Origin of the sequence: Paenibacillus sp. LjRoot56, from assembly GCF_964253335.1 — a bacterium.
GTDB lineage: Bacteria > Bacillota > Bacilli > Paenibacillales > NBRC-103111 > Paenibacillus_E > Paenibacillus_E allorhizoplanae.
Genome location: NZ_CAXURV020000007.1, coordinates 124,797 through 139,594 on the forward strand (window position 1 = coordinate 124,797; position 14,798 = coordinate 139,594).

At 44.5% G+C, this 14,798-nt stretch carries 9 protein-coding genes; all 9 read right to left on the bottom strand.

What is annotated here, in order from left to right; translation table 11 throughout:
* Window positions 1-23: 23 nt before the first annotated feature.
* The 9 genes from glmS to ACSQ8O_RS35210 all read right to left on the bottom strand — a co-directional run bounded on the left by glmS (window position 24) and on the right by ACSQ8O_RS35210 (window position 13,346).
* Window positions 24-1,853 (bottom strand): glutamine--fructose-6-phosphate transaminase (isomerizing), encoded by a 1,830-nt coding sequence (glmS, locus tag ACSQ8O_RS35170; RefSeq protein ID WP_436245505.1) that lies wholly within the window; start codon window positions 1,851-1,853, stop codon window positions 24-26.
* A 32-nt stretch (window positions 1,854-1,885) separates the two neighbouring features.
* Window positions 1,886-3,241: a nucleotide sugar dehydrogenase gene (locus tag ACSQ8O_RS35175; protein WP_436245506.1), complete on the bottom strand. Its 1,356-nt coding sequence runs from the start codon at window positions 3,239-3,241 to the stop codon at window positions 1,886-1,888.
* A gap of 33 nt (window positions 3,242-3,274) precedes the next feature.
* Window positions 3,275-4,090, bottom strand: a complete 816-nt coding sequence (locus ACSQ8O_RS35180) for a response regulator (RefSeq protein WP_436245507.1) — start codon at window positions 4,088-4,090, stop codon at window positions 3,275-3,277.
* A gap of 18 nt (window positions 4,091-4,108) precedes the next feature.
* Window positions 4,109-5,557 (bottom strand): glycosyltransferase family 2 protein, encoded by a 1,449-nt coding sequence (locus ACSQ8O_RS35185; RefSeq protein WP_436245508.1) that lies wholly within the window; start codon window positions 5,555-5,557, stop codon window positions 4,109-4,111.
* 15 nt (window positions 5,558-5,572) lie between these two features.
* Entirely contained in the window at window positions 5,573-6,742 is a 1,170-nt protein-coding gene (locus ACSQ8O_RS35190) for a HEAT repeat domain-containing protein (protein ID WP_436245509.1), read from the bottom strand.
* Between the two features lie 19 nt (window positions 6,743-6,761).
* Window positions 6,762-8,999, bottom strand: a complete 2,238-nt coding sequence (locus tag ACSQ8O_RS35195) for a hypothetical protein (protein WP_436245510.1) — start codon at window positions 8,997-8,999, stop codon at window positions 6,762-6,764.
* Window positions 9,000-9,395: 396 nt separating this feature from the next.
* Complete coding sequence (locus tag ACSQ8O_RS35200; RefSeq protein ID WP_436245511.1) at window positions 9,396-10,136, bottom strand: Fic family protein; 741 nt, start codon at window positions 10,134-10,136, stop codon at window positions 9,396-9,398.
* 86 nt (window positions 10,137-10,222) lie between these two features.
* Window positions 10,223-11,203 carry an NERD domain-containing protein gene (locus ACSQ8O_RS35205; protein WP_436245512.1) on the bottom strand — a complete coding sequence of 327 codons (981 nt, stop codon included), beginning with the start codon at window positions 11,201-11,203 and terminating at the stop codon, window positions 10,223-10,225.
* 232 nt (window positions 11,204-11,435) lie between these two features.
* Window positions 11,436-13,346 carry a 3'-5' exonuclease gene (locus ACSQ8O_RS35210; RefSeq protein WP_436245513.1) on the bottom strand — a complete coding sequence of 637 codons (1,911 nt, stop codon included), beginning with the start codon at window positions 13,344-13,346 and terminating at the stop codon, window positions 11,436-11,438.
* Between the last annotated feature and the right edge of the window lie 1,452 nt (window positions 13,347-14,798).

Here is a 14,798-nt window from a genome sequence, read left to right on the forward strand (position 1 = left end):
TGGTTCAGCTCCCCTCTGGATGGTTATTCAACTGTCACGCTTTTGGCCAAGTTGCGCGGTTTATCAATATCGTTCTCCAGAGCCAGGGAGGCATAATAGGAGATTAACTGAAGCGGCACGACGGCCAATATCGGTGCCAGGAGATGGTGGGACGGTGGGATAAAGCAGATTTCATCGACGCTATTCAGCAGCCCCACATTGCCTTCCACCGTAATCCCCATGACATGTGCGCCACGAGCCTTAACTTCTTTAATATTGCTAACTGTTTTCTCGTACAAGTCCATATGTGTAGCCAGGGCAATCACTGGCGTATCCTTCTCTATCAGCGCCAATGTGCCGTGCTTGAGCTCTCCAGCTGCATAAGCCTCCGAGTGGATATAAGAGATTTCCTTTAATTTAAGAGAGCCCTCCAGCGCAACGGCGTAGTCCAAGCCTCTTCCGATAAAGAATAGGCTGTCCGCATCTTTGATCGATTCCGCATACAGCTTCACTTCGTTGGCGTTTTCCAGCACCTTCTCCACCTGAACGGGAAGGGCCTTCAAGCCTTGGATCAGCTTCGTATGAAGCTCGGTAGTCAGCGTCTGTCTTTCCTGGGCCAAGTAAATGCTGAACAAATAGAAGGCGAGCAGCTGAGCAGTATACGCTTTGGTCGATGCCACGGCAATTTCTGGACCGGCTTTCGTTGCGATGACATAATCCGCATCTCGCGCAACAGAACTGGTTGGCACATTCGTAATCGCCAATACTTTAGCGCCTTGCCTTCTGCTCTCTTGCAGAGCAGCAAGCGTATCCGCTGTCTCCCCAGATTGGCTCACAACGATGACGAGCGTTCGCTCCGTGATAATCGGGTCACGATATCTGAATTCCGATGCGATATCGCACTGCACCGGGATTCGCGTTAGCTTCTCAAGGACCGTGCTGCCGACTAGTCCGGCATGGTAGGCGGTGCCGCAAGCTACGATAAAGATTTTATCCACATGTTGGAACGCGCCTGCTGCGTGCGCCAATTCTGGAAAAATCACGTCGTTCTGGTCGTTAATGCGCCCCAGCATCGTATTGCGCAGCGTTAACGGCTGTTCGTGAATTTCCTTCAGCATGAAGTGCTCAAACGGCCCCTTCTCGACCTGATCTGCGCTCCAATCAATATGCAGCAGCTTACACGTCGCAGGCTCTCCTGTCTCAACCTTCGTGATGGAGACACCCTCCTGTGTAAGGATGGCCAAATCGCCATCCTCCAAGATATAGACCTCACGGGTATGCTCAATAAGCGCAGAGATGTCCGAAGCCATGAAGTATTCTCCCTGACCCACACCAATCACAAGCGGACTCGATTGTCTGACCGCGACAAGCTTATCCGGCTCATACTCTGTCATGACACCAAGGGAATAAGACCCCTGCAGTCTCTGAATGACCGCAAGCATGGCGGTGAAGAGGTCGCCTTCGTAATGCTCGGCAAGCAAGTGAGCAATCACCTCGGTGTCGGTCTCGGAAGTGAAAGTGATGCCTTTTTGCTCCAGCTCTATTTTCAGCTCCATATAGTTTTCCACGATACCATTATGCACGACAGTGAATTTACCCGACATATCCGTATGGGGATGGGAGTTGACATCCGACGGTCTGCCGTGTGTAGCCCATCGCGTATGCCCGATGCCCATCGATCCCTTCAACGGCTGCTTTTCCAGCTGACCCGATAAGTTCGCCAGACGTCCTTCCGCTTTGCTAATCTTGACTTGATCCTGCTCTAGTACCGCGATCCCAGCGGAATCATACCCTCTGTACTCCAGCTTGCTTAATCCGTTCAGCAGAATCGGCTGTACGTCTCGCTTTCCAATATATCCTACAATGCCACACATCGTTGTTTTCTCCTCTCTCTTCTATGCTGAGTTTAAACGCCTACGGCAATCTTCACTTCTCGCTTGCGAATACCCGTACCTAATCGATAAATATTGTCCCCTTGAATATCGACAAAAGCATTGCGCGTATCGATGATCGGCACGCCAAGCTCCGCAAGTTCACGGTTATTGAAACAGCGGTGATTCGTGATGAGCACCATGCCGTCATATTCGGCAAAAGCGGACAGATCGTACTTCACAGAATGTACCGTCTCACCATCTTTATCGAGGAAGGAGACAGCATGTGGATCGTAATAGTCCACTTTAGCTCCGCTCTCACGAAGAAGCTCGTACAACTCCAGCCCTGGCGATTCACGGAGATCATCCACATCCGGCTTATACGCCATACCTAGAATAAGAATCTTCGAATTGCGGATGGATTTCGCATACATATTGAGAATCTGCGAAGCTTTATATCGGACATACTCCGGCATATTATCATTAATAGATTGTGCGAGTTCGATGAACTTGCTGTAAAAGCGGAATTCCTTGGCTTTCCACGATAAATACATCGGATCCAGCGGGATGCAGTGACCGCCGATGCCAGGCCCCGGATGGAACGGCATAAAGCCAAACGGCTTCGTCGACGCAGCCTTAATGACCTCCCAGACGTCAATATCCATTTTGTCGCACATCATGGCCATTTCATTAATGAACGCAATGTTAATACTGCGAAACGTATTTTCCAGCAGCTTGGACATCTCCGCTACTTTCGGCGAGGAGACAGGTACAACGTCCTTCACGACATGGCTGTACAAGGTTACACCGAGGTCGATGCACGCTTCCGTCGTACCGCCGATAACCTTCGGCGTATTGAAAGTGTTGAACTTAGGATTACCCGGATCAACCCGCTCCGGCGAGAAGCAGAGGAAGAAATCCTTGCCCACCTTGAGTCCTTGCGCTTCCAGCTCGAACTGGATGAGCTCCTCCGTCGTTCCCGGATAAGTGGTGCTCTCCAGGATGATCAAAGCTCCGCGCTTGAGATTTTTCTTGATTTCCCGGACGACACTCTGAATATAAGAGGTATCCGGATCCTGGTTTTCACTGAGCGGCGTCGGTACGCAGATGGAGATCGCATCCAGCCTTTGAACCGTATGGTAGTCGTCAGTCGGAATAAACCGGCCGGACTCGATCGCTTTCGCCACTTCTTCATTCGGAACGTCTTGAATATACGATTGGCCGCTTTGAAGTGACTCTACCTTCCGGAAATCGAGATCGATGCCGTATACGGTAAACCCGCCCTTCGCCATCTCCATGCATAAAGGCAGCCCTACATAGCCGAGACCGATGACCCCGATTTCAGCCGTTTTTGTCTGGAATTTATATTTTAATTGGTTATATGCGTTCATTATGATTCCACCCTCTCAAGTTTTCTCGTTTTATTAGCTCAGACGGGAACTTAGTTTTTTGATTCTCCACTCCAGCTCCGAAATGGAGAAGGGCTTCGTCACATAATCGGATGCGCCTAATTCAAAGGCACGGTCCATACTTTTCGGCAGCTGCTTATCCGTAAGAACGATGACTTGTCCTTCGCCGTCATAATCCCTCTTGATTTTGTCGATCAACTGGTATCCATCAAGAATCGGCAGGTTCAGCTCCGTGATCACCAAGTTCGGCATTGTTTTCTCGAATTTCTCGAGCGCTTCACTGCCGTCCTTGGCCTCTTCTACCTTGTAACCGTTAATCTCAAGACGCAGCTTGACGAATTCTCTGCTCACCTCGTCCGGATCGGCGATGAGAATCGATGTAATTCCCTGCTGAACCCCATGATTCATGAACAGGTGAATATCTTTGCTCTCCCCTTTCCCTAGCAGCGTCGTCTGGAGCATCTGTGACATCGCTTGTTCCGTCAGCTCCCCACTCTCTGGGAAACTGGCGACGACCGTCTGACCTTCGAGCAAATCTTGCTGGTCTAGGAACTCTTTGAGCACGAGCGATGCATAGTGGGTATTCATAAGTTTTTGCCCCGACAAAACGATTCCGAGAAGGCCGCTTGGATCCATGTAGAAACAATGAAGAGATGCCTCTGGCTCAAAGCCGCTCACATAGGACTCCATTTGTTCCAGTACCTTCTGGCCCACCGCTGCGCATGGTGCAAGGATCATCCCGCATGGAGCACCCTTTTCATAGGAAACCTGAACCTTTTCTGCTAATTGCAACATGGCTTCTTGAATCGGATCATGAACTAGTACCGCCATCTTCTCCACTCCTCTTATCTATTTATTAAAATTAGTACGGACCATCGTTCCCCACGAGTTGTTATTTCGCAGGAATTGGACATGTCCGCTTAATCTCCACCAAACACCAATTTGACGATAACCCGCAAACATTAAGAGTGAATACAAGATCATTTTGTTCAGGTCACGCAGCTTGGGATATCGGCTGAAGGCTGTTTCTTCAATAAACAAGGCCCCCAGGCTTAAGGCAAAACAGGAGAATAAATTGACTAACGAAAAGATAACAACGGTGTACCAGTCCGTCATATTCAGCATCCAGTAGCCCAATATAGCCAATAGGCCGCTGAGGCGGAAATACGGATTCAGTGTTTCAAACACAATGTTATAGGGAAGTGTCAGCAGCCCGAATATTTTGTATTTTGGGCGCAGCACCATGTGAGTGCCTTCTTCAATCATATTTTTCAGATTTCCCCGCCCCCAGCGCTTGCGCTGGCTGCTCAAAATCCGGTACGAATCAGGGGCTTGTGTCCAGCAAACAGCATCTGGGCAAAACGCTACCCGGTAAGGAATTTTATTGTCCAAGCAGTAACGGTGAAGCTTAATGACAATGTTCATATCCTCACCGGGGTAGCCTCCACGGTAACCGCCGACGGCGATGATCTTTTCCTTTTGAAACACACCAAAGGCACCCGAGATAATAATGAGACCATTGACCGCGCTCCAGCCGATCCTGCCGCCGAGGAAAGCTTTCGTATATTCGACGTGTTGCAGTGCCGGCAGCAGCTTACGAGGAAATTGAACATCTTTCACAATGCCGTCTTCCACCGTGCAGCTGTTCACGATTCGAACATTGCCCCCAACGGCGACCGTCTCCTCGGGGTTCTCCATGTAGACCCGGGCAATCCGCGTTAAGGCATCCTTTTCAAGCAAAGAATCCGCATCAATTGTTGAGATCAACGCATAATGGGAAAGGTTAATACCTGCGTTTAACGAATCTGCCTTCCCACCATTCACTTTATCTACCAAATATAGATTGGGATACTCGGAATTATGGTACACCCCTCTGATTTTTCCGGTCTTAATGGAGCTGGACAGTACCGGATGAAGGAGCTCTAGCTTGAATTCTTCAATCATGCACTTCAAGGTCCCATCCTGTGAGCCGTCGTTGACGACGATCACCTCATATTCCGCATAATTGAGCGCCAGCAGTGACCTTACGTTCTCAATAATGGTTAACTCCTCGTTATAGGCCGGCACCAACAGGGAAACCGGCGGGAGCTGACTGGAACTGGATAGCTTATTGATCCGATTGTACTGGATTCCCCGCTTGATGGAGAAAATATGCCGAATCGAAAATCCGAAGATGAAATAATAGAGCAGCGTGACGAGAACAACGTAAAAGAGCGCGACATAACTGTAATAGAGCAAAAACTCCCTTAGTCCGCTCAGAAATGAATCTAACACCACTTGATATCCGAAAACCCACATGTTTACACTACCCTCCTATACGACACGATAGATACGTTTAGACCTGTGAAATACTTTGTCATAGGTGTACATCAGTGTGTTATATTGCATGAGCTTATCCCAATTATGCAGCTGCATCGACAGATGCTTGAGCTCATCATCAATTAGCTGCTGCATGAACTGCCCGCGTTCCATTCCTTGAACCGCTGCTGCACTTTCACAAAGCGCCACCATACCTGCTTCTCCCAAATGGAGCAACCCTTTGGCCGACGAGTACACGATTCGCTGATCGGCATCGCTCAGACTGGATTTCATCAGCTCGACGTAAGCCGTATTCTTGATGTTGGCCAAAGCCTCTATCGTCAATCGACGAATGCCCAGATTGGGATGACTCAGCAGCTTGCTAACAACGTTTTTAGGCAGCAAACGGGAGCTTTTCAGGTACAACTCCACCGCTTTGATTTGAATGTCTTCGTGCTTGGAATCCATAAGACGATAAACCGCAGAAGCTGCTGCCGGATCGGTATAGACATTGAGTCCAATCAGTCCAATTCGAACGTAAGCTGGATCCTGACGACTTACATAGCCCGTGTACAAGGAACCGGCATCCACGTCCGAATCGGCGATCATATCCACAATCAGTTCGTAGCATTTCTTGTTGTGCTGAAGCAGCGTCTGAACCATGGCTCCGAGCTCCTGCTGGCTGCGGGCACACTTGGCGACAGCTCGGGCTACCACAAACAGCGACGAATCCAGAGGATGCTCCTTTAACATATCCAGTAAAGCCGGTACCGCCTCCTTCACCCGCATGCATCCCAAATGATACGCGGCATCCAGCTTCACCCGATATGTTCGGCTGTTAAAGCGTTCCATATGGTGCTGCACGAGCCCCATATCTACGCAAAGCTGAGCCAGCTTGTGACGCTGTTCGCCTGAGAAGATTTCCATCATATCATTCAGCTTCTCTTGCATTGCCTCCCTTTCCACCGGATTCATCGTCCAGGGAGGGACTCTTAACGGCTCTACCCCATCCAGATTCGCTTGCACATAAGTTAGGTAATCCTTAAACTTCGTTTGGAAGCGGTCGTTCAGCTTTCTCCTTCTTATACTTCGCAACTTGATGGCATAAATGATGACTACACAAACTAGATTAAAAGCCAAAATAATATATAACGCTTGTATGGCTGCATTAAGATTGGTGTACACACCTGCACTCTCCTCTTCTTTAACTGCTCGATGGAACGGTACTGGTAACGGGTCCGTTGATCTTATGCAACGCCTCTTTCAAGATGTAGTAACTTTGTTTCGGTCGTTCCACGTAATTCACCTTATCTTCCCAGCCCTGCCATGTGTATAGCGGCATCGTGGACACCGGAACAGGTTGCGCCGCAGCCGAATTATCCCGACCAACGACCCCATCATTCTTCACAATCCATGGAACAAAGCGAACACCTTTCACGTGCGTCATTTCAAATTTATTGTTACTCGGCTGTTTGTAGTTGATAACGCTCAGAGAGCTTGGATCGTTGAATCCCAGCAGCATCCACGGTATACGCATTTCGAGCACCTGCCCTTGCACTTGCCACATCGCCTTCGAATTGTATTCGGCACGCGACGGATCACTGTAGCCTCTCTCTAAAAGCCCAACCTCTACATCCCCGAAGGGGTGATCCACCCGGGAGTCGGGATGTTCCAGCAGATAATTGACCGCCAGCTTCCAAGGCTTGAAAATCCCCGAGTCATCCTGCTTTTCCTTCGGATCGATGTCCGGCAGCCCGGAACGCTCATACAATCTAGCGTGGATATCGTAATTGGAAGCGATCGTCATGCGGCTTTTCTTGTCATCCGACAGCTCGATTAATGTTTCCAATCCTTCATCAAGTGTCATGCCGTGAAGCTCTGGTCCATGGCGATTGCCACCGGGCAGCGTATCCGCCCCGAAATAGATGCTTTCCTTGGACGGGTCGAATGGCTCAGATAGCTTGGCCTGTAAGTACAGGTAGCCTTCGTCATGCGTGGCCCAAATCTCCTCAAAGCCAGGAGTGGGCACATCGAGCTTCGTCTTATCCTTTAGCTTGTTCCAATCCGAGGCATCCCCATCGATATGAATCGCTTCGTCTTTGCCTGGGAACATCCCGAGCACCCCGAAGAAAGACTCATTCGTCAGCGTGTTATACCAATACGCACGGCGATCCGCTTCATCGTAGCGTTGCGTATTCCAAGTTTTCTTAAACCATTCGTCCTGCCACGTGAACAAAATCGCCCCTGCATAGCCAGACTCGTGAATCTGCCCCAGTAATTCCGCATCAATATCGCCCTGCTGCTTCTCGCTATGACCACCTTGATTGCGGCCTAACGTACCCAAGTGGGCTACGCCCAAGGAAGCCGGCACGCCATACTCCGTCACCATGACCGGCAGATTAGGATGCGCTTCTTTTAATTTACTCAGGTAGGTGTAGTAACTATCGACTTCCCCTTTGCTATTGGTCTTTTCCTGAAACGACTTATCAAAGGCAAAGAAATCCGGATAATACGGGTACACATGATACGAGGCAAAATAGCCCGCTTCCCAATTCACTGCCTCAATATGCGTTGGATCTACGCTAACCAGATCCTCTTCGATGAGCGGCTCGCCCGGATGCGTTAGCGGATCCGTCGTCACCCAATTGGCGAAAGCCATCGGATGCTGCCAGCCATACTGAATTTCCGTTTGCGCCGCTGTGTCGACCATTAAGGCCAACCACTTTTCAAAAGCGTTCGCCCCCGGTTTATTCCGGAAATATTTCCCCGCATAGTCTGGGGTGTCCGCATGCAAATCATTGGTCCCCTTCACCATCTTCGGATCCCATTCCGTCCCGATAATCCAGCCCATGAGATAAGGACCTGCATTATAGGTATAAGCACCTCCGGCTTTTCCCGAATGCGGCTCGGGCGTGAGTGTCGTCTTTCCATAGACCGCCGCAACCGCATCTTTAATCTCTTGTTCAAACTTCATCTTGATCTTGGGATCGAAGGCATCCTGCCCTTCAATCAGCTGTTCCTCTGGGCTCCATACGCCCTGAAGAAAGAAAAGCGGATTTTTCTGATGTTTCATATTGTATTTGGATAGCGCCTCGTAAAACTCGGGCATCATAATCGTATACACCCGAATCACATTCGCCCCCATGTCCTGAATCATGCCAAACCATCTCTCATATTCGTCCTCCGAAATGACCAGCTCCCCAGGAAAATGTCCTGGGATCGTCGCCCCCATATTAATTCCCTTAGCAAAATAGGGCTGCCAGGCTTCATTCGTGTATTCTTCTACATTCGTTCCTACGGTCTTAAACTTCACATGTATGCCGCTAGCCAGCGTCGTGCTTTCGATTCTGACCAAAAGCGGACGCAGCCAATAATAAAGCGCACCGGCTACAATCACAAGGACAAGTCCTAATCTCACCAACAATTTGAGCCACTTTCGCATCCTATTCACCTTCGATTATTTGCTGAGTTCATCTGTCTATTGCCATGGTACGACAGGAAAGTGCAAATGTCTGTTTTCAAAGTGTTAAACATTATGAGCATTTGAACATGATTGTGTTCGTTGTTGGAACTTTGTTATCAAAGAGTTAAAAGATTGTGAGAGGATTGTTAAAAGGGGATAATTTTGTGTAAATGGGAAAGTTTAGGGGAAATGTAAGAGGGAATTTGGCGGATATTAGGGGAGTATGGGGAATGAGTAGTTAATATTATTGATGCTTAATGAGAATGCCTGGATAAAAAGCAAAGAGCACCTGATATGGGTATCAGGTGTTCTTTGAACTTTGCATCATTTCTGCTTTGGTTGTTAATCTTGTTTATTTAGGTTTAATGACTAAAATCACATTACAGAACCTATGTACTTTTGCAAACTATCCTCAACACATTCGGAAATTAATTGAACAAATGGTTTTAATTCATTTCTCATACTAGCCAATTCCAAGGTCTCATAATATTTCAAACGAGCATCGTTTGCTGCTTTTACAATAGCCGGTGGAAATCCAAATTGCATTAAGATTAAATTCATTAATAGCCGTGCAGTACGCCCATTACCATCAGAAAAAGGATGTATGTAAACAAAACGGAAATGAAATTCCGCGGCTAGCTCAACTGGGTGCAATTTATCTTTGTGTTCATTATACCATTGTATCAACTGTTCCATTTTTTCGGAGAGCACTGAGAAGTTTGGAGGGGTATGCCCAGAGCCTGATATCAAAACGTTGATCATCCGATATCGCCCTGCATTCTCATCGTCAATGTTTTTAAGTACTAGATGATGAATTGATTTTATGACATACTCAGTCAATTCCATGTTTCTATTTACTACATCTTGCACGTAATAAATCGCTTCTGAATGGTTAACAACTTCAAAATGCTCACGCAGCTTTTTACCACCAATTGTTAAACCTTCTTCTAAAACCAATTTAGTTTCTAAAAGTGTTAATGTGTTACCTTCAATCGCATTAGAGTTGTACGTCCATTCTACCCGATAAACTTGCTCCAAATTTCTTACAGCAGCCGCTGGTAAAGGGCGTAATTTATCTAATTCATTTTTTAAAAGATCTATTTTATCAAAGCTCATTTTGCCCCTCCCTTCCCTATTTTCATTACCATTTTATCACAGTTAGAAAGTATCTAATCCAGCATTTAGAATCAAACTAAAAGTTTTTACCCATTGAAAATGTTCAAAATTGCACTACCATACTTCTCAACCTTTACCTTCCCAAAACCCTTTACCTCCAACAATTCATTTTCAGTTCTTGGATATTTCGCAATCATATCATCCATCTCGGCGTTATTAAAAATATAATACGCCTTGCTTTGCTCCGCTCTTGATGTTTGCAGCCTGTATGCCGTCAATTCTTCACGAAGCGTTTCTTCGTTTTTCCTTTGTTCTTTATCATTTGAGAGTTGATATTTTGCTTCGAAATCCATGTCTATTGGAGTATTGAGCTTGATTAGCAAGCTAGCAATATCATACATATCTTTCTCTGCCAGATCATATTGATTCGCCTTATCATTTTGGTACTTCTCTAATGTCACCTTAATTTGGTCATACTTAATTAGCGTCTTTTCGATCTCCGCAGGACATTTATACTTCTTAATGATCGTTTTTGGATTGGCCATAACCACAAGTGACAAGATAGGCATATTGTTGATTTTCAGCTCTTTTGAAAGCACGTGTTTAAGTATATCAACATGTCTCTTATTTTGAGTAATTGGACTGTAGATTCCCTCTTTGTAATCCTTTCCAAATTTGTTCTTCAAGGTTCTTACGAAGTTACCGTCCGAGTCAATCGATATGTTACCACTTAACTTCTTGGTCTCTAGGATGCATGTAAATTTGTTTGAAATCACGACAAAATCAATTTGAGCAACGTAGTCTTCATATTCTAACCTAACATCATGAAGGCAAAGTACAGGTAAGAATGAATTTTTCAATTCAAAATAGACATTATTCTCACCATCTATTCCGTATTTAAGGAGCTTTATATCCTTATCAATATTGTCCTTTTCTTCGCCTTCGACAACCTTATTAAAAAGTTCGTTCAAAGCTATTAGTTGATGATTCTCTTTTGTGAAATCTTTTACGAATGTTGGACTTTGAATTGTACGTTTTTGACCAAATAGCTTATTTAATAATGACATAACCTATCTCCTAGCATTATGATTTAAGTTTGATTAGAAGGTTATCTCCTAACTTTATAGTAAAATTATACCATGATATTTTTATTGTGGTATCTATTCCTGTTAGATGACAGACTTAACTATAATCCCAATTAAAAGACGCTCAGGAGCAATCCTAGAGCGTCTGACACTGCTAAACAAAACAATATGAAATTACTTATGGAGTCCGGGAAGCTGATTCGCGATAAAAGTCTTAAACAGATTGTTTATGGGATGACGACTGCTGGGGGTTTCTCTTCTGAATAACTTCGTCTAAGTATTTGGTGAATTTTGATTCCCCACTATAAGTAAGGAACAACCATTCCAATGCCCGAGTCATGCCGATATAGAAAAGAGAGACCTCTCTCTCTTCAACTTCTTCAAGTGGAAAAGGCATGTTCTCAATGTTTATAATAAACACCGCTTGGAAATCAAGACCTTTTGCACTGTCGATGGTAGATATCTTAATCTTATTTTCGTCTCGCACAAAATTTCGTTTGGACTCCGTATTTTCTGTGATCCATGTATAAGGCAATTCATGCTGTTCCAAACTGTCTTTTATTTCATCAATGTATGAGGTATGATGACTGTTTTTAACCCGATATAAAATGGCTATATCCTGAATAGGTATATTTTTCTGTTGGTGTAGAAATGTAATGGACTTGGATACAAAATTCATTTCCTCCTGAATATTGCGAAAACCTTTAATCATAGGCTCCGGCCCTTTTCTCTTCGTTGATTGCGGAGGGATGATCTCTACACCTTCTACGGAACCTACTTGAATTTTATTCTTTAAAAGAGAATGTTCTTGATAAAACTCCCAAGCAAACTGAACAATTTGCGCGGTGTTCCGATAATTAATGGCAAGAATTTTAGAGCGCCCCCGAAAATCAAGACCAATATCTTGAGCCAAATTTGTCTTTTTTCTAAATATGGATTGCGCACGATCTTCAACCAACAGCAACGATTGCGTATCAGGGTTTAAACAACAGCTTAACAGTTTCAACCAATCAGGCTCAAAATCCTGGCCTTCATCAATCATTATTGCATCGTATATTGGGAGGATTGCTTCATTATTCTTCGCTTTATCTAGTAGTGTCGGTATTTCACTATCTTTCATATGTAAACTGTTTCTCAGCCACTCATGAAAGTTATATACCTCTACTTTTGATTCTCTTTGACTATCCGACGATCCTAGGTTGATAAGATCAAACAAATCTTCAGGCTCATCCATCCTTCGCTGGATCATTTGTTTCAAGCTTCGAGATAACGGAATTCCGTAACATAGCACAAGAATCTTCCAATCTGGATGAGCATTAGCTAACATCTTAGCTCGACTGGCAAGAACAAGCGTCTTGCCGCTTCCGGCAACCCCTCGTATAAGCCGATGTTTATCTCCGATTTGCTTCGCCATATTCTCTTGATGAAGATCCATCGTTTTGATGTTATGTAGGGAGAGAAACAGCTGATCCTGATGTTTAATAGGAGGCTTAAAGTCAGCACTGATCCGTACTTCAGGAAACAGGTGGAAGCGAATGGCTTGTATATCTTCACTTGTTAAAATATTCTTCTTCCGGCTCCAAACCGTGAACATACCATGGATTTTTTCCATTAAAATTTCCTGAGAAAAACCATCCTCGTCAGGATCGATTTCATCCTTGCACAGGACATATTGAGGCTCAATAACTTGGTATAGATTATGTTTAATAAAATCCTCTTGCTTCAGTCGAGTAAAGACTGTACCAAAACCATAAGGGAATTTTAAATAAGAACTCGAATCTTGTACGAGATTCTTATCTTTTTTCAGATGATCAGTGATTAAGCGTGCATTATCTCTAGCTTGTTTGAGTGGGCTTTTAGTTGTTACCAACTCACCTGAAGTGTTCCGCAGAGTCCACTCATCATGGTTAATTTGGTACAATGTACCTTTGGTATAATCCTTAACCTCAAGGATGACAAGGCCCAGATCAGGACCTATGATTACAAAATCGGGTCTTCTTCCCCTAATCTCAGGTTCATAATAAACAATATAGTCACTCGGCAAATGATCTCTTAAACTCTCGAATAAGATACGTTCTCCCGCAGTTGAACTTCTTGGGATCGTCTCTGGCACCATGTAAGCCATATTCTGTCTCTCCTAGTACGTAATACCTACTAGCACTATTATAGTACTAAATACCCGATAATGAATATACAGAGTTTGACAAAAGTTCTATTTCTTACTTTACTGCTTTATTCTGTTGTTGGCTAATGAAAATCCCTATGATAATAAGTATCTTTTACTTCTTTAAATCGTATTCCCATTCATAAATGGCATGCGAGGCTTCTTTGCACCACCTTTTTGACGCTTTCTTACTTTCTTACTTTCTTACTTTCCGAAATCACCAAATCCACATAATCCCGATCCCGTCACGCGAACCTTACCCACACGCCGTTTCTCTCGCTAATCTCGAAGTTCCTCTTCCGTTTCTAACCGAAGCTCAGAAACCACCTTAGCCCTGTTAAGCATGTAGTCCGTCGTATAAAGATTTCGATAACTCCCATGCCCCGAGAGAATAATAGATATCTCTTCTCTCTATGGAGCCACTTATCCACATTAAATACAACGTAAAGCTCATCAGAAGTACCTCGACTTGGGGAAATTGCTGTTATGGCAGAGTGTGGAACACGACTGGTACAAGGCTACATACTCTATGTTGCTCTAAAGCAATCTCCGGCTGAGGCCTTTTACTCAATGCACCAATATCAAAATCAAATCTGAATCTACAATACTGATCACACCTATCCCCCCATTATTAGTCATCAATCCCATTTCTCTGTTTTACTCTTTCCTCTATCCTTGTATAAGCACTGAGTTAAATATTAACTTGGGATGAATATGTCTAAGCGATATCTAATTCTGGTTCAATAATTTTCTTCAATGTTTATACGGTTACTTACGTCACCAAATAACTGCTTCAAATTTAGTTAACTAAATAATTCAATAACAAATAAACAAATTATTCTAATGTTATTATTATTTTGTTATAATAAAAAAGAACAAGCGTTCTTATTTTTGAAGGTGCAACGATATTAAAAAAATCCGGTATTTTCCGGAGACTAGTAAGATAGTATCCATGAGCATTTTATCCGTGAGTAGAAATCTAGTTATGAATATAACAACAAGACATCATCGTACAAGAGTGATTTAAGCAAAACCACTAGCAATAGATCTATTTTTCGGCTCCGGTGGGGAGTGAATGCATCCTTCAAGCACGATTTCACATTGTATTCTCAAGTGACATTACCGTTTCTGTAAAACAAAGATACGTTAACAGACACGAACAATTAGGACTAATACATAATAAAAACACTCATTGCTAATTAGCAGATGTGAGAGAATTAGCTTTGAGTTCTTAGGTAAGAAAACTACTGGGGGGTATGTACTCTAAGGGTACCAGCTTGTAGCATAGTTTTAATGGGATGAGTTCTAGTAGTTGGAAACAAATTCACCGTTGGAATGCGAATAGGGTTGTATTGATAGAATAGATAAAAGGTAGGTTGTGGCGAAAGGATTGTTGCTAAAATTATCAGAAAC